The organism is Paenibacillus sp. FSL R10-2734 (assembly GCF_037963865.1).
In the GTDB taxonomy this organism is placed as follows: Bacteria; Bacillota; Bacilli; order Paenibacillales; family Paenibacillaceae; genus Paenibacillus_AQ.
Genome location: NZ_CP150170.1, coordinates 3,930,679 through 3,950,370 on the forward strand (window position 1 = coordinate 3,930,679; position 19,692 = coordinate 3,950,370).

At 40.0% G+C, this 19,692-nt stretch carries 29 protein-coding genes; 24 read left to right on the top strand and 5 right to left on the bottom strand.

Features of this window, described 5'->3' with window-relative positions; all coding sequences use genetic code 11:
- Positions 1 to 90 precede the first annotated feature (90 nt).
- From NSS67_RS17205 to NSS67_RS17235, 7 genes are all read left to right on the top strand, one after another.
- Positions 91 to 1,473 carry an amino acid permease gene (locus tag NSS67_RS17205; protein ID WP_339314602.1) on the top strand — a complete coding sequence of 461 codons (1,383 nt, stop codon included), beginning with the start codon at positions 91 to 93 and terminating at the stop codon, positions 1,471 to 1,473.
- 48 nt (positions 1,474 to 1,521) lie between these two features.
- Entirely contained in the window at positions 1,522 to 2,790 is a 1,269-nt protein-coding gene (locus NSS67_RS17210) for a YCF48-related protein (protein ID WP_339314604.1), read from the top strand.
- A gap of 226 nt (positions 2,791 to 3,016) precedes the next feature.
- On the top strand, positions 3,017 to 3,193 hold the full coding sequence (locus tag NSS67_RS17215) for a hypothetical protein (protein ID WP_339314606.1): 177 nt from the start codon (positions 3,017 to 3,019) through the stop codon (positions 3,191 to 3,193).
- Positions 3,194 to 3,386: 193 nt separating this feature from the next.
- Entirely contained in the window at positions 3,387 to 3,779 is a 393-nt protein-coding gene (locus tag NSS67_RS17220) for a DUF2500 domain-containing protein (RefSeq protein ID WP_339320623.1), read from the top strand.
- Between the two features lie 215 nt (positions 3,780 to 3,994).
- Complete coding sequence (locus NSS67_RS17225; protein WP_339314608.1) at positions 3,995 to 4,426, top strand: cell wall hydrolase; 432 nt, start codon at positions 3,995 to 3,997, stop codon at positions 4,424 to 4,426.
- 123 nt (positions 4,427 to 4,549) lie between these two features.
- On the top strand, positions 4,550 to 5,023 hold the full coding sequence (gene gerQ / locus NSS67_RS17230; protein ID WP_339314610.1) for a spore coat protein GerQ: 474 nt from the start codon (positions 4,550 to 4,552) through the stop codon (positions 5,021 to 5,023).
- A 483-nt stretch (positions 5,024 to 5,506) separates the two neighbouring features.
- Positions 5,507 to 5,812: a helix-turn-helix domain-containing protein gene (locus NSS67_RS17235; RefSeq protein WP_339314612.1), complete on the top strand. Its 306-nt coding sequence runs from the start codon at positions 5,507 to 5,509 to the stop codon at positions 5,810 to 5,812.
- A 652-nt stretch (positions 5,813 to 6,464) separates the two neighbouring features.
- Here NSS67_RS17235 and NSS67_RS17240 read toward each other — a convergent pair.
- Positions 6,465 to 7,283 carry a hypothetical protein gene (locus NSS67_RS17240; protein WP_339314614.1) on the bottom strand — a complete coding sequence of 273 codons (819 nt, stop codon included), beginning with the start codon at positions 7,281 to 7,283 and terminating at the stop codon, positions 6,465 to 6,467.
- A 248-nt stretch (positions 7,284 to 7,531) separates the two neighbouring features.
- Here NSS67_RS17240 and NSS67_RS17245 point away from each other — a divergent pair, with 248 nt between their 5' ends.
- The 7 genes from NSS67_RS17245 (at position 7,532) to NSS67_RS17275 (ending at position 10,475) form a co-directional block, all read left to right on the top strand.
- The gene (locus NSS67_RS17245) at positions 7,532 to 7,699 is read left to right on the top strand and encodes a hypothetical protein (RefSeq protein ID WP_339314616.1); all 168 of its coding nucleotides are present in this window, start codon (positions 7,532 to 7,534) and stop codon (positions 7,697 to 7,699) included.
- Between the two features lie 94 nt (positions 7,700 to 7,793).
- Entirely contained in the window at positions 7,794 to 8,036 is a 243-nt protein-coding gene (locus NSS67_RS17250) for a hypothetical protein (RefSeq protein ID WP_339314618.1), read from the top strand.
- A 32-nt stretch (positions 8,037 to 8,068) separates the two neighbouring features.
- Complete coding sequence (locus NSS67_RS17255) at positions 8,069 to 8,251, top strand: IDEAL domain-containing protein (RefSeq protein ID WP_339314620.1); 183 nt, start codon at positions 8,069 to 8,071, stop codon at positions 8,249 to 8,251.
- 4 nt (positions 8,252 to 8,255) lie between these two features.
- Positions 8,256 to 8,546: a hypothetical protein gene (locus NSS67_RS17260; protein WP_339314622.1), complete on the top strand. Its 291-nt coding sequence runs from the start codon at positions 8,256 to 8,258 to the stop codon at positions 8,544 to 8,546.
- Between the two features lie 753 nt (positions 8,547 to 9,299).
- Positions 9,300 to 9,452, top strand: a complete 153-nt coding sequence (locus NSS67_RS17265; protein ID WP_339314624.1) for a hypothetical protein — start codon at positions 9,300 to 9,302, stop codon at positions 9,450 to 9,452.
- 88 nt (positions 9,453 to 9,540) lie between these two features.
- Positions 9,541 to 9,846 carry a hypothetical protein gene (locus NSS67_RS17270; RefSeq protein ID WP_339314626.1) on the top strand — a complete coding sequence of 102 codons (306 nt, stop codon included), beginning with the start codon at positions 9,541 to 9,543 and terminating at the stop codon, positions 9,844 to 9,846.
- Between the two features lie 137 nt (positions 9,847 to 9,983).
- Positions 9,984 to 10,475 (top strand): hypothetical protein, encoded by a 492-nt coding sequence (locus NSS67_RS17275; protein WP_339314628.1) that lies wholly within the window; start codon positions 9,984 to 9,986, stop codon positions 10,473 to 10,475.
- Between the two features lie 336 nt (positions 10,476 to 10,811).
- Here the strand turns inward: NSS67_RS17275 and NSS67_RS17280 are convergent, their stop codons facing one another.
- Positions 10,812 to 11,015: a hypothetical protein gene (locus NSS67_RS17280; protein WP_339314630.1), complete on the bottom strand. Its 204-nt coding sequence runs from the start codon at positions 11,013 to 11,015 to the stop codon at positions 10,812 to 10,814.
- Positions 11,016 to 11,124: 109 nt separating this feature from the next.
- On the opposite strand from NSS67_RS17280, the gene NSS67_RS17285 reads away from it, so the two are divergent.
- The 8 genes from NSS67_RS17285 to NSS67_RS17320 all read left to right on the top strand — a co-directional run bounded on the left by NSS67_RS17285 (position 11,125) and on the right by NSS67_RS17320 (position 15,784).
- Complete coding sequence (locus tag NSS67_RS17285; protein ID WP_339314632.1) at positions 11,125 to 11,736, top strand: restriction endonuclease; 612 nt, start codon at positions 11,125 to 11,127, stop codon at positions 11,734 to 11,736.
- 450 nt (positions 11,737 to 12,186) lie between these two features.
- On the top strand, positions 12,187 to 12,531 hold the full coding sequence (locus tag NSS67_RS17290) for a hypothetical protein (protein ID WP_339314634.1): 345 nt from the start codon (positions 12,187 to 12,189) through the stop codon (positions 12,529 to 12,531).
- A 100-nt stretch (positions 12,532 to 12,631) separates the two neighbouring features.
- Positions 12,632 to 13,381, top strand: coding sequence for a DUF4352 domain-containing protein (locus tag NSS67_RS17295; protein ID WP_339314636.1), 750 nt, complete (start codon positions 12,632 to 12,634; stop codon positions 13,379 to 13,381).
- Entirely contained in the window at positions 13,344 to 13,631 is a 288-nt protein-coding gene (locus NSS67_RS17300; RefSeq protein ID WP_339314638.1) for a hypothetical protein, read from the top strand. The genes NSS67_RS17295 and NSS67_RS17300 overlap by 38 nt, the downstream gene beginning before the upstream one ends.
- Before the next feature lie 193 nt (positions 13,632 to 13,824).
- Positions 13,825 to 14,136 carry a hypothetical protein gene (locus tag NSS67_RS17305; protein WP_339314640.1) on the top strand — a complete coding sequence of 104 codons (312 nt, stop codon included), beginning with the start codon at positions 13,825 to 13,827 and terminating at the stop codon, positions 14,134 to 14,136.
- Positions 14,137 to 14,273: 137 nt separating this feature from the next.
- On the top strand, positions 14,274 to 14,732 hold the full coding sequence (locus tag NSS67_RS17310) for a phage holin family protein (RefSeq protein WP_339314642.1): 459 nt from the start codon (positions 14,274 to 14,276) through the stop codon (positions 14,730 to 14,732).
- Entirely contained in the window at positions 14,732 to 15,502 is a 771-nt protein-coding gene (locus NSS67_RS17315) for a M15 family metallopeptidase (protein ID WP_339314644.1), read from the top strand. The genes NSS67_RS17310 and NSS67_RS17315 overlap by 1 nt, the downstream gene beginning before the upstream one ends.
- A 3-nt stretch (positions 15,503 to 15,505) precedes the next feature.
- Entirely contained in the window at positions 15,506 to 15,784 is a 279-nt protein-coding gene (locus tag NSS67_RS17320) for a holin (protein ID WP_339314646.1), read from the top strand.
- A gap of 475 nt (positions 15,785 to 16,259) precedes the next feature.
- On the opposite strand, the gene NSS67_RS17325 is transcribed toward NSS67_RS17320, so the two are convergent.
- Positions 16,260 to 16,598, bottom strand: coding sequence for a hypothetical protein (locus tag NSS67_RS17325; protein WP_339314648.1), 339 nt, complete (start codon positions 16,596 to 16,598; stop codon positions 16,260 to 16,262).
- 145 nt (positions 16,599 to 16,743) lie between these two features.
- Positions 16,744 to 17,091, bottom strand: coding sequence for a hypothetical protein (locus NSS67_RS17330; protein ID WP_339314650.1), 348 nt, complete (start codon positions 17,089 to 17,091; stop codon positions 16,744 to 16,746).
- 288 nt (positions 17,092 to 17,379) lie between these two features.
- On the opposite strand from NSS67_RS17330, the gene NSS67_RS17335 reads away from it, so the two are divergent.
- Positions 17,380 to 17,985, top strand: coding sequence for a restriction endonuclease (locus tag NSS67_RS17335; protein ID WP_339320624.1), 606 nt, complete (start codon positions 17,380 to 17,382; stop codon positions 17,983 to 17,985).
- A 615-nt stretch (positions 17,986 to 18,600) separates the two neighbouring features.
- Here the strand turns inward: NSS67_RS17335 and NSS67_RS17340 are convergent.
- On the bottom strand, positions 18,601 to 18,804 hold the full coding sequence (locus NSS67_RS17340) for a hypothetical protein (RefSeq protein WP_339314652.1): 204 nt from the start codon (positions 18,802 to 18,804) through the stop codon (positions 18,601 to 18,603).
- A gap of 174 nt (positions 18,805 to 18,978) precedes the next feature.
- On the opposite strand from NSS67_RS17340, the gene NSS67_RS17345 reads away from it, so the two are divergent.
- The gene (locus NSS67_RS17345) at positions 18,979 to 19,638 is read left to right on the top strand and encodes a hypothetical protein (protein ID WP_339314654.1); all 660 of its coding nucleotides are present in this window, start codon (positions 18,979 to 18,981) and stop codon (positions 19,636 to 19,638) included.
- The last annotated feature ends 54 nt before the right edge of the window (positions 19,639 to 19,692 follow it).

Consider the following 19,692-nt stretch of genomic DNA (forward strand, 5'->3'; position numbering starts at 1 on the left):
CTTATTTAATACATTACCCCATACTGGGCATACTAAATAGAAATTCTCAAAGTAATTTAACACCATGACTAGACAGGAGAGAATGTAAGAATGGATTTATTTCGCAAAAAACCGCTAATCGCACCTACAAACTCCGGTGCAACCAAGTTAAACAAAACGCTTGGTGCGTTGGATCTTACGATGCTAGGAGTAGGGGCGATTATCGGAACTGGTATTTTTGTAATGACAGGAGTAGCGGCAGCAGAACTCGCTGGACCTGGGCTTGTCATTTCATTTCTGCTAGCCGCATTTGCTTGCGTGCTGTCAGCCCTTTGTTATTCGGAATTCGCATCGACCATCCCTGTTTCTGGGAGTGCTTATGCTTATAGCTATGTAGCTTTTGGAGAACTGCTCGCTTGGATATTAGGCTGGACCCTTGTGTTAGAATATGGTGTTGCAGCGGCCGCAGTAAGCAGTGGCTGGTCAGGCTATTTGCTGGGACTATTAGAGGGCTTTGGGATTCATATGCCTACGGCATTATCGGGGGCATTTAATGCGGAAGCAGGTACCATTATTAATTTACCTGCCGTAATTATCATATTATTAATATCCTATTTGCTAACACGGGGAACTAAAGAGACTGCTCGATTTAATGCGATTATGGTTGTAATCAAAATAGCTGTAGTACTTTTATTTATTGTAACGGGATTCTTTTATGTTAAACCGGAGAACTGGACTCCATTCCTCCCCTTTGGCTATCAAGGAGTTGTAAACGGTGCTGCTACTGTCTTCTTTGCCTACATAGGCTTTGATGCGTTATCGACTGCTGCTGAAGAAGTAAAACGGCCACAGCGCGATTTGCCTATAGGGATTATTTCATCTCTTGCTATATGTTCAGTATTGTATATTCTAGTTTCACTCGTATTAACGGGTATTATACCCTATACGGATCTCAATGTTAGCGATCCCGTTTCTTATGCGCTTCGTGTCGTAAATCAAGATATGATAGCGGGTCTGATCTCGGTTGGCGCTATTGCTGGAATGACCACAGTACTGCTGGTAATGCTATTCGGTCAAACTCGACTATTATTTGCAATCTCGCGTGATGGTCTTTTGCCGAGAGGTTTGTCTAAGATCAGCGCGAAGACACAGACGCCTGTTCGTAGTACATGGATGGTTGGCATCATTATAGCTGTATTAACGGGCTTCATGCCATTAGATAAGTTGGCTAACTTAACAAGCATTGGAACACTATTTGCTTTTTTTGTCGTTTCTTTGGGTGTAATAGCGCTGCGATATATTTATCCCAACATGAAAAGAGGGTTCAGAGTACCCTGGGTGCCTTTCATTCCGTTGCTAAGTGCGACAACCTGCGGATATTTGATGTATAATCTAGGAAGTGAGACATGGATTGGATTTCTTATTTGGACGGTTCTTGGACTTCTGATCTATTTTTTATACGGCTACCGTAATAGTAAGTTGAATCATAAATAAAGATTCCAATTGAGAGGAGAGAGGGCATTGATATCTAGGACTGCTGGATTGAGAACACTAAGAATGTTTATGATGCTATTTTTTTTAGCGTGGATAGTCTCGGCATGTTCTTCACCACCTCCGGAGCCTTCTCCACAGCCACAGCCTACAGAAGCACTGGAAGAAGGACAGACGATTACTCTGATTACACCTCCTAGTCACGATACTAACAATGAGAGTGGCCCGAAATATCAGGTTCAAACTAGAATTACGGGATTTCAGCTATTTAGTGAGACAGTGGGCATGGTCTGGGGGGTTACAAAAAATGAACTTCGATTGTACATTACCCGTGATAACGGGGCGACGTGGGCTAATATTTCGCCTGCGCCCAATGTGCTGTTTCATTCCACTCCTGTCTATGGAAAAGGCATCTTTTTTACTGATCCTAATCATGGCTGGATTATAAGAAGTGCATTTGGTACGACAGAGAACATAGTGCTACGAACTACGGATGGAGGGAAGAGCTGGAAAATCTCATCACTAGGTGATGATGATGCTGTATCATCCGTTTATTTCAATTCACCAACACAGGGATGGATGATGACTTCTTCGAACGTTACTCCTAATAAGGAGAGCAAGGCCCTTTATTCAACATCAGACGGTGGGGCCACATGGGAAGAAGTGATGCAGAATGAACAATATAATCCGAACCTTCCAAATCATTCGATACCGTTCACTGGTATAACTACTGGAATGATATTTAAGAACCGTGTAGATGGATTTGTTACCCTACAGACAGGGAACCTTCCTAAGATCTTTATGACTAAGGACGGTGGTCAGAGTTGGAATCCGGGACCAACTTTTCTGTCAAATGAACAATTAAAAGGCTGTGACAGAGTGCTTACTGGCAAACCAGAGTTCTTCGATGCTAATAAATCAAATGGCTGGATGTCTGTGGGCTGCCAAAACGACAAAGAAAAGATGATTACTTACCACGGTTATTTTACTACTAATGGTGGAGAGAACTGGGAATTCGCACCCTTTGAATTAAAGAGTCCAACCGAAAGAACTCATCAGAGCGCTCCTACGTTTCTGAATTCGCAAGTCGGTTGGGCAATCATGGGTAACACTCTTTATCACACTGTTAATCAAGGGAAAACTTGGATCCCCCTTAAGGAGAGCAGTATTTTGCAGTCTAAGCTTGCGGAATATCCTGAGACGATTAAGATGCAGTTTATCTCTCCGGAGCTGGGTTGGCTTTTGCTTGAGAAAAAAGAACAAAAACGCTCGCTGCTCTTACAGACTACAAATGGTGGGGTCAGTTGGCGTGTGATGTAGATGGAAGAATGGCTGTCTCAAAAGTAGTGGATGCTACTTATGGGGCAGCTTCTTTTGTAAGTCCAACGTATTTATGATTGATTGAATATAAGGAAAAAACTTAATTAAAATTTTCTTTTTAGATGTGAAAAAAATCACATGACATTTAAATGATCGTGTGATATATTTAACACATAGAACAAGTTCAAATTTTCACAAACTTAACTTTCGAATAGGAGAGATTACAATGAAAACTTTTGAAACAGATTATATGACTAGAAACCTGCTGCAACTTTGCTACAACTGTGATGACGCTCACCTGTGTGAAACAGAAGAACAATGCAGAGCTTGCTGGGCAGATAACGGTATGTTAGATGAACAGACTGACGAAACGAAGCAATTGCTAGACCTCGTTCATGCTTAATCAGATAGCCTTAATCTATGATTAAAGACCACTCGGTTTCTTGATTTCTAAGAAAACGGAGTGGTCTTTTTTGCATGAAGTCTCACTAATTTAATGCTTTCTGGACTAGAAGAGGCATATACATGTACAGAAGTGACCGAAGTTAAGTGAAGAGCTGAATTACATGGGTATGAAGGGGGAAAATGTCATGGGAATGGGCCCGGATCTTTCATGGATGTTTGATTTCTCTGGAACAGTGATGCCGACATTTCTCATTGTAATGGTTGGTATTCTAGCAGTATCAGCAGGCAGGGGTTTGCTTCAATGGAGCCGGAACAACAGCTCACCCATGCTAACTATCCCTGCCCGTATCGTGAGTAAACGGAGTGAAATAAGGCAGCAACAGGTTCAAGAAGATAATGGTTCAACTCGTACGAGTACAACATACTACTTAACGTACGAACTGAATGGTGGCAGTCGAATAGAATTTAAAGTGGATGGCCATGAATATGGAATGAGTGCGGAAGGCGATAAAGGAATGCTTACCTATCAAGGAACTAGATATCACGGATTTCAGCGACAGCCACAATACTCCACAGCGGAGTAGTTAGCGGTTATACATTAATTCATAAACCATCCCCCTGTTCCATTCATTGGAGTAGGGGGATGGTTTTTAATGTGCGGTCAATAAGCAACAAAGCATAAAGCAATTGCCTTTAAAATTAGGTTAGAACTGTCACCACTTAGGCGAATGCACATACAATACACCATGCAGTTAAGAACGAGGTTGCAAGCAAGAAGCGACCCCAAGGAGGAGACAGCGTGGCCGTCATCAAAACGAATTCGGAAGATGTAAAGGTGCTGGCTCGGTTGATGAGAGCGGAAGCGGAAGAAGATGGAGATCTAGGCATGCTTATGGTCGGGAATGTTGGCGTCAATCGGATTCTTGGTAATTGCCTCGATTTTTTGAACATTCGTACTGTGAATGACATGGTCTATCAAAGTCCAGGAGGATTCGAAGCCCCGCAAAAAAGCTACTTCTATCAACGAGCAAGAGAAGCAGACATCCGTCTTGCCAAACGTGCAATTGCAGGTGAAAGAACCTGGCCAGCTACCAATGCTTTATGGTTCTTCCGTCCTGTAGGGGATTGCCCTCCAACCTGGTATAACCAACAAAACACAGGCCGCTATAAAGCTCATTGTTTCTTTACTCCGACTGGAGAAGATTGCCCGGCTGTATTTATTGGTAATTAGCAGGGTACTGTGCAAAGAGAATTACTCATTGTAATGAGTAATTCTCTCAGTAAGCTAGTGCAAAGTTTATTTTGTGTCCAAATGGAGCAACTGCTCCGATAAACATTTAGGAGGTTTCATTAAATGATCGTTCAACCGTACCGTCCCGTTACTTACACTATTGGTAGTGTCTCTTCTTCAGGAATGCCAATGCCGATGTCTACAGGAATGCAAGGAGGCATGCAGGGTATGCAAGGCATGGGCAGCATGCCACCTCAAGTAAGCAGTGGAAGTCCGATGACACCAGCAGGGGTTGTAGTCCAAAACCCACCACAGCAATTCGAGCAATCTTATATCGAGAATATTTTCCGACTTAATTTGGGCAAGGTGGGTACATTTTATTTTACTTACGAAAATAACAAAGAATGGAATGCCAAAATCTACAAGGGTGTACTGGAAGCTGCGGGCCGTGACCACATTATTATCAGTGATCCTGTAACTGGTCAACGTACCGTATTACTTATGATCTATTTTGATTATGCTACATTTGATGAGCCACTTACTTATCAATACCCTGGTGTGATCGGTAATCCCCCTACAGCGAGAAACTGTCGTTAATCTAGTCCTATTATTTCGGATGAACCCCAACACCAACTGATACGCTCCCATCATAGTAGACAGTAGAAAAAAACTTCTACTTCTACAATGATGGGAATTTTTATGATGTCGAAAAGGAGTCTAAATTCCTTAGAGGTAAAAGTACGTATTGTAAAGCGATGCCTCCGCAACGAAACAAACCCAAGTTATGAAGGCAAACAACTAGGGATCAACAGAAGCACGGTTGCAGATTGGGTAAGAAAATATAGAGCAGATGGTTATGAAAGAAATCCAGAGGCTGGCAAGGATACTCAGAGGAACTGAAGTTTTCTGCTATAAAGGATGTGTTATCCGGGAATTACTCTATACGAGAAGCTACAAAGAAGTTCAATATTTCGGATAAGAGTGTATTGACGAGCTGGATTTCCAAGAATACTTGTAGGGAAGAACTAAAACCTACTCGTAAAGGAAAAGGACTATCTAGCATGAATAAAGGCAAATGATTTGGATTATCAGAAATCCATCGAGAAATATAGTGTTTCTTATCAACAGGTGTATTTATGGGTTCGTAAATATAAATCTAACGGCGAGGAAGCCCTTAGGGACAATCGTGGCCGTAACAAGCCTGTGGAAGAACTGGACGAACATGAACGACTTAAACTTCGGATCAAAGAACTAGAAGCACGTAATGAGTACTTGGAAATGGAGAATGCCTTCGTAAAAAAAAGTTGGCAGAGATTCAGCGAAGAATTACACGCTAACTTTAGTTCGACATGCAGGCTTGTATCAAGCTATCCAAGAACTTCATAAAGAGAAGGGTTTTAAGCGTGGATTCACTAAAAGTATGTCTCGTGTAAGTCGTTGCCTAGATAACCAGCCCATAGAACGATTTTGGGGTGAGAGCTATTACCTGACGAAATATGATACCTATGATGACCTCCTCAAAGACGTGAGGAATTATATCCGTTACTACAACATTTACCGCTATACGGATCGTTTGAAAGGCTTGTCTCCTTAATAACATTGAAACCTCCTTGTACAAATCCATTAATAAAAGTATCAGAATTGACCATTATCTAGAAATTAGGCCTATTCTCCATCTTATATGAGAATAAGCCTGATTTTAAGAACGTCTGTTGATATAAGTAGCAATAATAAAACTAACGATTGAAGATATCAGAACTATTGAGGTAACAATGATGTATGCAATAAATAATGCCGGAGAACTATGATAATGTCCTATGATTTCAGCATAAATTGATAGCAAGCCTATTAAAGACATACCTATATTCGAATAATCAATAACTAACCATTTATATTTAATAAATTGATATAGAACTACAATCCACATTAGAGGCATAAAAACCATAAGAAAGATAGACAAGAATCGCACCTCTTTTTTTAATAAATCAACAAGAGATCTGCTAATTTTATAGATAGATCCCTTGCTGATTTAACCAGTCTATAGAGCGTTTATAGCATTAGTAGCTTGTGTCAGATCACTTTTGCAATTTTGAAAGTATCTCCAAACTTGACTTGCTGTACCCACAGCTAGACCACCTTCAGTAATTGCAGAAAAAACACTTCCAATTGTCACAATCGCAATTCCTGCTTCTATTACGAATAGATTTCTAGCTGTACTAAGGCTAGTATAGTCACCATAGAATATATCAATCTGTGACATAGCCCGTTGCGAGATAGTGTTGTTGTAACTGCCATTCTTTTGATAATTTGAACCTTCAGGGCCACCTAAGATGTTCAGATCAGAGTAAGACGCGAAATGAACTGAAGTAAAGTCACCGTAGTAATGACTTACTCCTGGAATTCCGCCAGTCACAAGCGATGGAGAAGCAGGTATACCTAAGTTTGGCGCTGTATTGTTCATATCCAATTCTTGATTTAATTCTTCTTTAGAGAATTGAGTTCCATTTACAATATAGTCTCCGTTATCCGTAACTTCAATAGTTGTTCTGTCTATTTTATCTTTTAAGATATCTTTTTGAATATCAGTAGCATTAGCGTTTAGAATATAATGGACCTCTGTTTCCAAATTAACAACACTGGAGCCTTTTTCATTGGAGACCTTTTTATAATTTGTGATAATTTCTTTGGTACCAATTGTTGAACCAGCCACAATAACATCTTCAGTATTTGTCCAAGAAGTATTCTGGTCTTGAGTACCTGGCACATTAACTGGGCTTGCTAGTGCTGAGCCGGAAGTGATAATCATTGCTAGAGTCAAAGCCATTGATACAAAACCTGTTAACTTAAATTTCTTCATGTCCTCACATCCTTTTCTTGGGAATTTTTTTTGTTTAGTCATCATCCCTCTATGTGAAAAAAAACACAACGAGTATAAGTACCCATTTTGCGTTTTTCGCATTTATACTATGTATTTCGACATTTTTTTTACGTTTTCGAGCTATTACCTCTAAAAAGCATATAAGTTAGATATGTTAGGCATGTTTTGGCATAGAGTATTCTGAATCTATTGATATACCGACGCTTGTTTGGTCATAACGCAAATAAATGTTCTTATTTTGGAAGCGTTCACATGAAGATGAGTATTCTGAGGGCGCAGACCTCGAACCGGATTGGTTGAGTGGAGAAGTTAAATCAGACAAACAGCTTAGTGAAAGTGATGAAACAGGCTTACAGTCCCAAGGCTTGGAAGGCGAGGGACCTCACTGGAACTGAAGCTGATGAGGACGGTGCTCCTTCTTGAGAGAATGTCACTGAAGAGAATCAGGGTAAAGATACAGGCTCCGAAGGAGATGGCAATCTGGAAGAAGTGAGCAAAGATGAACTGGAAGCTTTTATTTTGGCCAATCGTCCCATTTACGACGATATCGAAATTAATGGTACGCCGATCTTGTTCTCAGAGCTGCTGCAGGAGCGTTTGGAGCAGAATAAAACCTGGAAGGAGATCGCCCAGGAGAAGGAAGTAAGCCCATCTGTGCTGTCGGCAAAGTGGGGCGCCTATAAAAAATGGGTTGAAAGAAAAATGATGAAAGGCGACGGAGGAGCAGCGTAAGCTGCTTTTCTCTTACCCAGGGAGGTGCCACCTTGCTCTTTGCGATTTATACATTAGCAATTGATAAATATATCGAAGTTGTGTGGGAAACGGCAGTGCGGAAGCATCGGATTTCAAAGCTTAGGACACTGATCGACCAGGCGCTGGATGAGCGAGATGAAGAGACTTTTTACCGGTATTCGTCAGAGTTAAATGTATTAAGGAAGGGGGAGTGAAGAAATGAAAAACCTAATACAGGTGGAGCTACAGAAGCTGGAACTGCAAATTAAGTGGGTTACAAATATGATCAACGAGGCTGAAAATCAGGGGGGATTACCGTTATCCGTGGATGCAGATACGATCATTGATGATGTGCTGGCTGCTCTAACAGAGGCACAGCAGACCATAGTCCGGGCAAGACATATCGTTGAAGTTCCTCCAGCTGTATTCGGAGAAGGATTCGATTGGGAGTTTCACTATAAAGCTCGCAGGAATGAGCTTCTGAAGTTGCTAGGAAATAAGGAAGGATAGTAGATCAGAATCGTAGTGGACACAAAGGGAGTGGAGCGGTGAATAGAAATGTCATGCAAGAACTGGCGTGATACATTTCAAAGTTATTGGGTAAAAAAATATGGGTTTTTCCTCATGGTGTACGAACATGACAGTGAAAAAGGAAGGTCAAATTATATCTCCAACTCGAATAGGGAAGATGTTATACAAGCTATGAAGGAGTTTATTGAAAAGACAGAGGATTCATTCTGAGCACATAAGATATAGGCCTTACGTTGCATAACGTGAAGCTGTGATGAATGTAAGACGCGTAACGCGTAACAAATGCTATTCGTTTTTCTTCCGTTTCTCAATATAAATCCAAACATAGTAAGTAATCCAAAATGCCATCACGGTTGCTAATAATGCAAAGGACTTTGTATTGGGTGGAAGAGTGAAAGCCAAGATGATCCCTAGAATGAGGAATGGTGGTAAAAGGGTGAAGTATTTCTTTTTATGCAATTTAACTATCTCCTTAATATTAATTAGTTATAAATACATTACCACTATTAACAAATTATGGGAAGGTTGGGTTTTAAATAAATTATTGTTTCGCATTACGAAGATACATGACATTTAGTGATAGAGGAGGTTACAGCACTCCTCTCCCACAAGGAGGATTTAAGAGATGGCAAATATCGAAGAACTTGAAATGAATTACTTTGTACTGAAATCTGAGGATATTGTTAAATACCTTTCGGAAGAGCAGAAACAGCAACTGTTTGAATAGAAGAAGTGATTGACGCTGGGCATGTGCTGGATGCAGGTAAATGCTCTGCTAGTGAAAATGTGTATGTGGTCATAAATGTGGATGAACCATACATTGATGAAATTATAGATACTATGGCTGTTAACGGACACTGGGGATTAGTGGAGAAAGCCCAATGACACTCACAAGTGAATGATTATTATTACGGAATGCTTATGATAATGATATTAAAATACAAGGCATACCACCTAAAGGGAGAGATGCTGTATGCGGAAAAAGAGTAAATCAATCATTCTAGTAGTAGTCATCGTATTATTAGTCGCAATTGGAGGCTGTAATGTTTGGTATTGGAATACAGCGACAGGTCAGCGAACAATTAAAAACATCAAATCCGACAATACCGGAGGAATGAATCGTGTATTAAGCGTGTATGACCAAGGTGGAAATTTGATAAGGAAGTATGAGGGAAAGATCGACATACAAGATACGGAGTATGGTAATAAAGTGCTTTTCGACCTCAATGGAAAACGCGTTGTCATCTATAATGCAACGGTAGTTGCGGAAGAACAATAAATGGAGAGGGAATAACCTTCATCGAGATTAAGTTGCAACTAAACAAAATAACCCCACAATCTTTGGCAGGATCAGCGGGGGCTTCTACAAACAAACGTTCCTCTCACTATATTACCATATAAAGGGGAATGAGGGGAATGGCGATGGTTTATACACAGGATGAACTGTTTCCGACGGCAGATAAAGGCGAACTGGAGCGGACAAAATTTCTCCTCGGTAAATATAAGAGCATGACTCTGCTGATGGCTGATTATGAGAAAAACACGAGGGATCTTCAGCAGGTCGGGATTGACGGGGAGGTGGCCCGCCGCATCGATCAGAATGAATTGCATGCCGACAAGACGGCAAATGCAGTCATCCTCATGGATAAACAGCGTTGGGTGTATGAGCAGTACCGGCTCCGCACGAACATGATAATACGGGCTCATGGTCTTATCCTTGTCGATGACATTAAGAAGGCCGTCCGGTTCCGGTATTTTGAAGGCTATTCACTGAAAGAGACCTGCCTGTTCTTCGGCTACGACGAGAAGAGCAGCACCATTCGCGGGTGGATCGATGCCGGAATCGTGACGATTGCAAACAGCCTTAAGTTGCTGGGGTTCTTTGAGATGGACGATGCGCAGATTTGATGTAGGAATATATTATGGACGAGCTAGAATGCTTTTGAAGTTTATCAATCAAGAAGTATATCTGACACATAAAGCAAGTACTATAATCAATAAAGGCACAAAAAAGGTGTTTCTCCATTAGGAGAGACGCCTTTTTTATTGTAATATCAAACAATTTAATTGATCTTATTAATATCTAAATATTCACTTAACTCAGGACTAGAAAGAACCGCAGTATACTCTTCTAATAGTGACGTTTTTCTTTCTACGTACTTATCATACAACATCCCAACTTGGTGCATCTCAATTAAGAATAACAGGTGTTTTTCTAAAACATCATTAAGCATTTGAGATGTTTTACCGTCGAATAGAAGTAGCGAGCTCGTAGTACTCTGGAAAATGCTTAGCCCCATGAATGGCATGGCTTTTAGAATTGCAGACTTCTATTGAAGTACTCCATTTTCTGTCGCTAAACATAAAACGAACGTCGAACTGTTCACCTACTGGAATTACAGCAATGCTATAATTACTTCCTTCATAGCGATATAGAACATTTGTCATTTTACTCGCCGCCTCCCTTTATAGGTCTAAAGTTCGACGCTAATAGAGGAAAATCCTTCCTTTATAGCGAATGTTGAACATTACGATGATATTAGCGGAGGGGTTTCAGATGGCAAGAAGAAAGAGTAAGGCGAAGCAGGAAGAGGAATTTATAAACGGGGTAATAGTACTTTCGTTATTCGGATCACTTGCCGGAACATATACTTTGACCAAATCGATACAGATCTCAATTATTGTATGTATCCTAGTCGTCGCAGTCGTCATTGCAGCGCTTATATCGCGGAAATTGAAGCATGAAGAAAGATTGAAGAGGTCGGGTATTGCTGAGATAGATAAAATGGAGGGTGCTCAGTTTGAACAATACCTTGGTCACCTTTTCCGATCTCAAGGTTACAAAGCTGAAGTTACACAAGCAGCAGGTGATTACGGTGCTGATCTGATTCTATCCAAAGACGGTAAGCGAATAGTCGTCCAAGCTAAGCGGTACAGCAAGAATGTTGGACTTAAGGCAGTGCAAGAGGTTCGTGGAGCAGTTTCACATTACGGCGCTTCGGCTGCTTGGGTTGTAACGAACAGAGATTATACTGAGCAGGCTTACAAACTAGCAAAGTCGAATAATGTACGTCTCATCGGTCGTGAAGAACTTATCGAAATGCTTCTCCAAATGAAAGAGAAGATGACAACTGCTAAAAAGGTTAATAATGCTAAGACGAGTGCTTAAGCGAAATAGTGAGCAATACAAAGCATGATATGTGAATAGATGTGATCAAGCATTATATTCACCTTCGGAGATTTTGACTCTTATTTCATTGGCTCAGTAAAATGGTTTTGTCCTCCATTGTTACAAAGTCCGTAAAGATTTTAAGCAAAGAGCGCAGCGCTTTTGCTGCGGATGCGGAGCGGACGCCGCTCTATAGATTAGACTCATTGTACGACTGAATTGAATACATATTCCAAAGTCGCTCATAATTGGGCGGCTTTTTCTATTGGAAAAATTGATTTGAAGAAGAAGCAACAGCAGCGGTGTTTGAAAGATCCACCTCGGCAACCGGCTAAGTGTAAGGGCTGCGTATGGGGGCGCTGGGAAGGAACTGCACAGTTTTGTGTCAGAGTGAAATGTCAGAAGGAAAAATCTACCTGAATGTCGAAAAATGATGCCAGGAGGGATAGAATGTTTGACTTGATTGGGAATTTAAGAGAATTTAAAAATTTGACTCTGCTAAAATTATTGATCTTTTCCACGTTTGTTTTACTATTGCTTGTCTTTGTTAGAGAATTCATGCCGACTTTGTTTATCGATTTTTTAGAAACTGTATCCTATTTCTCAAAAAAATTAAACTATGAGAAATGGAAGTCTATTCTACCATTAATTCAAATTTTGTTTGGTGCACTCGTTGTAATGTTTACTGTTGCGTTTATTATTGCGTTGTTCTTATATGAATTTTACTGGAAGAAAGATGAGGGCTCTTTCTTATTCGCTAGAAAGGAGATGAAATCAGAAAAAGAAAGGAACTAGTTGGTCTTAGGTCACAACTATTAGAACTACAAAATTAAATCATTTACTAGATGATAGGCCAATGGTAGGATAGGATAAAAATACCATTGGGGGAACACGAGTGAAAAAGTTTATTTCAGGTTTTGTTGCAGGAGCATTATTGTTTGGTGGCGCTTCGGCGTTTGCTGCGTCAGGGTTGCTTGGTCAGAAGGTACAAGGAGTATTTACTGTTGAAAAGGATGGCGCTAAAATTGCTGAAGCTGCAATCATAAATGGTTCGGCATATGCTCCTTTAAGAGCCGTGGCAGATGCAACAGGGACAGAGATAGGAATCCAAGGAAAGAAAATAATTATTGGATCACCATCAGGATCTGTTTCATCCTCCGGTTCTAACAACACCTCAACAACAAGTCAATCAGCTGCAGCGACTTCAAGAACTAAACCGGCTGCGCTTGGTCAAACTGTGAATTTTAATAATAAAGACTATGGTTTCTCGGGAACTGCTAGTGTAACCGAAGTCTTAAGAGGTCAATTCGCCTGGCAGAAAATAAAAGATGCCAATATGTTCAATGATGAAGCTGGATATGAGTATATTTTGGCGAAAGTGAATCTGAAAATATCTAATTATAAAGAATCCGATGCTGCAGTTCATATGACAGAAGCATACTTCAAATTGATTTCCACAACAGGAACTGCTTATGACTCTGTAAGTGTGGTTACTCCTGACCCTTCAATAAATACTGATGTTTATGTCGGATCATCTCATGAGGGCTGGGTAGTTTTTAAAGTGAAGCAAGGAGATGCTTCTCCATTAATCGCCTTTGCAAGAAGTTATGATGGCACAGGTGGTGCTTGGTTTAAAACAAATTAAACATGTTTCCAAGGGAGTCTCGCCACCGGCGGGGCTTTTTTACTTTTCGAGAAAGGAATTGACCCCTGTGAAAATAACAAATATTGGCATATCAATCGATCTCACCCAGCCCGTGCTGGATGTGGTAGATGTTATTTCCATCGTTCTAAACCACCATCCCAGCCGACACCAAGAGATCCTTGAAGCTATTGATATTAAGATCTGCGAAGCGTTGGCCGATCTTCAGAAATCCAAAGAACTGCAGCAGTAGTAACTGGATCCAAATTAGAAGAAGTTGTGGATTAGCACGCCTGACATGGAGCGTTTTTTGTACTTCAGAGGGTGAGTAAATGGAACAGTTAGACGATTTAACGCAGCATAGATTAGCGATATTTATTATATGAAAATATGGTAAAATACTCCTTTACCATAGTTCGAGCAACAAATTGTCAGTAATTAATCCTATGATAGGTAAATATCGACACAGTGAAGAAGATCCCCGTGCTGTAAAACAGGCAGTAGTTTATTTAACGACTGAGCAAGACGAAATATTTAGAAACGGGGATGTGGTAGAAACCTATAAATATTTAGTTGAAATCGATGAAAATGATCCCGACCTTTATTTAGATGAGAAGGATTACCAATTTAGGCAAGAATGCAATAAAGATTTTGAAGAGTCCGATAATACAAAATGGTATTTTTATTTAAAACCTATAAATGTTTCCGACACGTTAGAGTGGAATGGACATTGCTATACAAGAATACCGAATTTTTAGGTGTATAGTAGTTTGTTTAATGAGTTAACGGACCATACTGCGCAACAAATATTATGACAACACGCTACTTATAGGCGTGTTTTTATTTTGCCCTCGTAGCAGTTACGGGGGCTATTCATATAAAGGAGGGAATTAAAATGTCTAAATCTCAAATCGCTGCGTCAACAGTAGGGGCAGTGCTTGTACCAGTGTTTGACTTTTTTTACGGGGAAGCGGACGCTGTCGCAACGATTATGATCGCACTTTTATTCTTTATTATCATGGATTGGTTATCTGGTATTAGAGCCGCCAAAAAGGATAATACCTATGCAAGAAAATACGGGATTGATGGAGTGTTCCGCACATTCTTCATGCTATTGCTTCCTGCAGGGGGGCATCTATTGGATATGGTATTTGGGTTGCCTGGAGCGATATTTGGAGCACTGTCTATTGGTACTTTATATCACGTTTTGCAGAGCATGACGGCTAACTTAATCCGGGCAGGGTGGGGAGATTCGCTCCCATTGCCGGTCTTAGATGTAGTACTCAAGTGGGTGGGAAGTGAGCTAGATAAAAAGGTCAAAAGAGCCGCAAGCAGACAAGGAGTTGACGATTAATGTCTCTGACACTAGACCAAGTAAAGGCTAAATCCACAAAGCGATTGATAGGATTACATCCCGTTGTACTAGCCGCGACACAAGCGCTGATCGAGCGCTGTTACGATCGTTGTATCAACATAGTGATTACTCAGGGACTGCGCACAATAGCCGAGCAGGACGCACTATATGCACAAGGACGTACTAAGCCAGGAACTATCGTCACTAATGCTAAGGGTGGCACTAGTTATCACAACTACGGACTAGCTATAAATTTTGCATTGTTACTACCGGACGGGAAACAGGTATCATGGGATTTAAAACGTGATGGTGATGGTGACAAGATAGCTGATTGGACGGAGGTAATTCAGGAGGCTAAAGCTATTGGTTTCGAATGGGGCGGTGATTTTGTCTCGATTAAGGATGCACCCCATTTTCAAATGACTTTTGGGCTGACAACCTCACAATTACGTGCGGGTGTTAAGCCGTCAGGGATCGCTATGTCAAAAGCAACAGCTATTATAGATCGATTAAAAGGGGAGGTAGATGAAGACATGAGTAGAATTAAGGAGCTAGAAGCAATCGTAGTGAAGCAGGAAGAGCGCCTAGCAGCCGTAGAAAAACGATTAAACATCTCAGGCAAAGAAACATATGCCATCAATTATACAGAGGCTATTACGGCTGCTAAAGCGGTTGGAGCGATATCTACATCGGCAGAAAAGTCAAAGCTAGAACTTAATGTGATTCAAATGTTGTACAACATGGGATTATTTGCGAAGGGGGATAAATAATTAATGGACAATCAAAACTTAACAGATGTTCTAGCGTTCGCCTCGGTGATCGCTGTTTTTGTATTAGCAGGGGTACATTTCGTAAAGAAAACTTTTAATGTTCCTAACAACGTGCTTCCTGCAATCGGTTTAGTCATTGGCTTGTTGATCGGGGTTGTAGCTTATTCATTTACGGACTTATCTTTAGTGTTACGTTTATGGTCTGGTGGCCTTGCTGGGCTGTCAGCAACGGGGTTGTTTGAGTTGGCTTTTAGCAAGAAGGATGGGACTACAAAAGAATAAAAAACTTAGCCCACTGGCTTCGGCTGGTGGGCTTTTTGTCGTTTACAGATTACTTCTGCGTCGATAAATATAAAGGCGGCGGAAGCGCTGTACCCTGTCCATAATGGCAGGGTATTATAGTACATAGGAGTGATTACTTTAGCACTTATATAAGGTCTTGGTGTTCGAAATGGATTTCCTTGAGGCTGCCATGTCACAATCTAAGAGTCAGTAAGAAAACAAGGAGATTTAGACACAATCGGGAGCCTGTAAATCACGAGGATATCCTAGAGAGAACCATACCGAAAGTAATCATGATAACCGGAGTCCTGTTCGTTCGGCAAAATTTGAATTTCAAGTATATATAATAAGACCCAACTATATTAAACTGTACCCTACCGAGAGACTTTTTAAAAGTGTCTACTCGATAGGGTACAGTTTATATTAGAAGGGTCTTATTATTTTTGTGATTTTCAATTGAAATAAAGCAAAGCAATCACTCAACAATGACTGTGTAATGCATTGTATTTCCATTACCGAAGTTTGCAGCTATAATACTAGTACCCGGATTTAGTGCAACGAATAAACCTTCTTGGGTATAATCAACGGCATGACCATCATGAACAAACCAAAAACTATATCCAGTTACATAAATCGACTCTCCGACTTTCATCTTAATTGTGGCTTCAAATATCGAACTTGGAGTTATAATGGATGCTTCCGACTCTGAAACCTTAGCAACTTGTGATGGTGTTACGCTGGAAGCAAAAGATGTTGATCCAATAGAAAAACATGCAGATACAGTCAATAATCCAGCTAATAGTTTCTTTTTCATATCTCGACCATCCTCCCTATATTTTGTATGAAAAATTATCCAATTGTAAACATGTTTTGTAGCCCGCCGACCTTATGCCGTACGGGATTTTTATCAATTTATAAAAAATTGCGAAATCGTAACTTGAATTTATAATAGGAGCTTTCTATTCCCAGGAATCTCTTACCACTACGGTATATGCCATAGTGTTACCGTTACCAAAATCAGCAATAACTACTGAAACACCTGGTTTTAGAGCAACGAATCTACCTTCCGCAGGGTATACTTCTACACAACCATCAGACGATTCGTACCAAAAATCGTATCCGGTCAACCAGACTGTTTGCCCAGGTACTAGCTTTATCACAGCTGAGTATTGATCTAGAGTAGTGATTGGAGCTCTTAATTCCGAATTGTTTAAGGTGGTTGTAGAGACACTATTTGCAAAAGAAGTAGATCCTAAAGCAAAACATGCAGAGACAGTTAAGAGGCCAGCTAAGATTTTCTTTTTCATAATTCAACCTTCCTTCCTATATTTGGGATACAAACCAATTATGATACATAAATATACAAATGTAAACATATTTTGTAAATTTATAGATTATTATACTATATTTGGGATATTCAATATTGAATTAACTTCTAATTCGAGTGATTCTCTTATTTTATGATAAAGCGACATATACATAATTTTCCAAATGAATTATATTTAATTTACATGGTTCGGAAGTACCGACAGTGTAATCCGGAAGTATCAGACCTCGTGGATCAAATCGCGGGGGCTATTTTTGTAGGAGGAATAATATTGCTGAAGTCTGTAGTTGTCGTAATAGTACTTGTAGTTGTATCAGCAGTCGTAGGTTCTTTTTTTCTGACAAAGAGACAGAAGGGGTACGCCAAGGAATCCGTTATTGATCCACTCAAAATCACAATTCAGGATGTAGACCGTATGGAAGATGGATCGGAGTTTGAGGAATACCTGTATCGTTTATTTTCAGCTTTGGGATATAAAAATGCTTACAAAACACCGAGAAGTAGAGACTTTGGTACTGATTTAGTTTTTACGGATCGGGAAGGATATCGAAATGTCGTCCAAGCAAAGCGTTATTCATATCCAGTAGGATTAGGGGCTGTTCAAGAGGTTTATGGTTCGATGAGGTATTACCGAGCAAAGAAGTCCATGGTCATAACTTCAAATCATTATACAGCAGCATGCGAAGAACTTGCAGGACATAATGCTGTGAAATTACATAATCGAAGTGATCTAATAGAGATTATCGACTTATTTAAGGCAGGACAGATAGACAAAGTAAAGGATCTCATAGAGGCGGAACCTAGGGTGATATTAGACTCATGGGATGGTTATATGAAGAGTAATAAAATCATAAAAAAGGATTATAAATCATAAAAACGACTGGTTGCGAAGAAATAGATAGTTCGGAGAACAAGGAGTTTTTATACTGATGAATAATGCAGATTTTCAATACAAAAATACATACTTTTTCATAGGGAATCCTGCGATTCTATGGATCACCATACTTGGCTTAGTGTTACTGGGATTTGTTTTGTTTTATTTCATTAAGAAATACATAAAGAGAAGAAGATGAGAGACAGGTATTTTAATACATAGGAGTGATCATGTTGAGTAATGTATACAAAGTCCTACAGACAGACTCTGACTTTCTAACAGCAGCCCTAACACAGTCCCAGTCCCAGTTAGATATAGTTGAACGGCGTGGTGATCTGGCTGGATGTCTAATTGATTGCGGCGGTCCAGTACAAAAATGGAGCCCTATTAGTGTGAAAGTTGCTGATGCTTATTACATGAAAACTGAATTTGAATTCAGGATGGTTTTGGCTTAAGTGTGTATAACAAATACCCCGTCGACCTTAATTGGTCAACGGGGTATTTTTGCTTTCAGGAAACATCCTCTTACCGGGGATATCAATTACATATGCACGATAAGGATAATTAACTTACTCTTCAGAATATCGTGCCTTGACACACAAGGTTTTCGTGACCTTAACGTTTTTTTAGCTTTAAAATAAAATTCGCAATTGATACAAGAGCTAAAATTGCTAACAGAATATTAGTCATAGATAACGTCTCGTTTAAATTATTTATGCTATCAACAGACCTACCAGTTAATTGGCCAATACTATCCGCGACACGACCTATATTACTAGAAATTCCATTGATGTATTGAACAATATCCTCTTCACTCATAACGCAGCACCTCCCATAATTTTAAAAATGTTTCTTTTTTTCTAAACTATTAAATAAATAGAATATATTACTAATTATACCATGTTAACAATGAGAGATCTCACATACAAGAATGTTTTATTATTATACAATTCCATTGTACATATTCCAAATAGAGGAAGGGGAAGCAAAATTATGAAATGGAAATCAGCAATACCGGCATTAGCAATAACAATCACCTTGATAGGAACAGCATTAGGATTTACTCCTTCAGTGAGTGCAGAAGAATCGAGTACAAAAATTAAGCTCGATGTTATTTCTGTGGACGTCCCCTATACTGAGCCCGGTTATTCTTTTAATAGAATAGAAACACCAACCGAGGTTAAGGTAGAGGTAATGGATGAAGCGGGAGAAGTTGTTGATGCTTACGGCGAAATAAAGGATCTTAGTAGTTCAAATTCTAAATCCACTCTGTTTGCTGCCGCTTCCGATCGTACTGTACTTGCATTCAAAGAAGTTGTAACGAATGGTTTTGTAACAAATCGACTATACACTAGTCTCGTTATTAGAACAATTCCAGGAAGCTCTTTTGCACAGATCCAATCTGTTAACGAAACTTACTGGACCCCTGCTAGTTCCGATGGAACTTGGACGTTAGAAGAAAGACACGGTTATACCACTCCAAGAACTGGGTCGTATCCAACATGGCAAGTTACCGTAACAGGTACGGCAGTTGTTGACACCGTAAGAACTGAATACGGCGGTGTCCAACTTAGTGGAATTGGGTGGAGTAGTACATCTGAAGGCCATTATCGTAAAATAATTGAAGCTGAATTTGCTTACTCTACTCAATAAGTGTGCTAATAAAGTGATTGTAGTACTTAATTAACTAAAGACCGGTTCATTGTT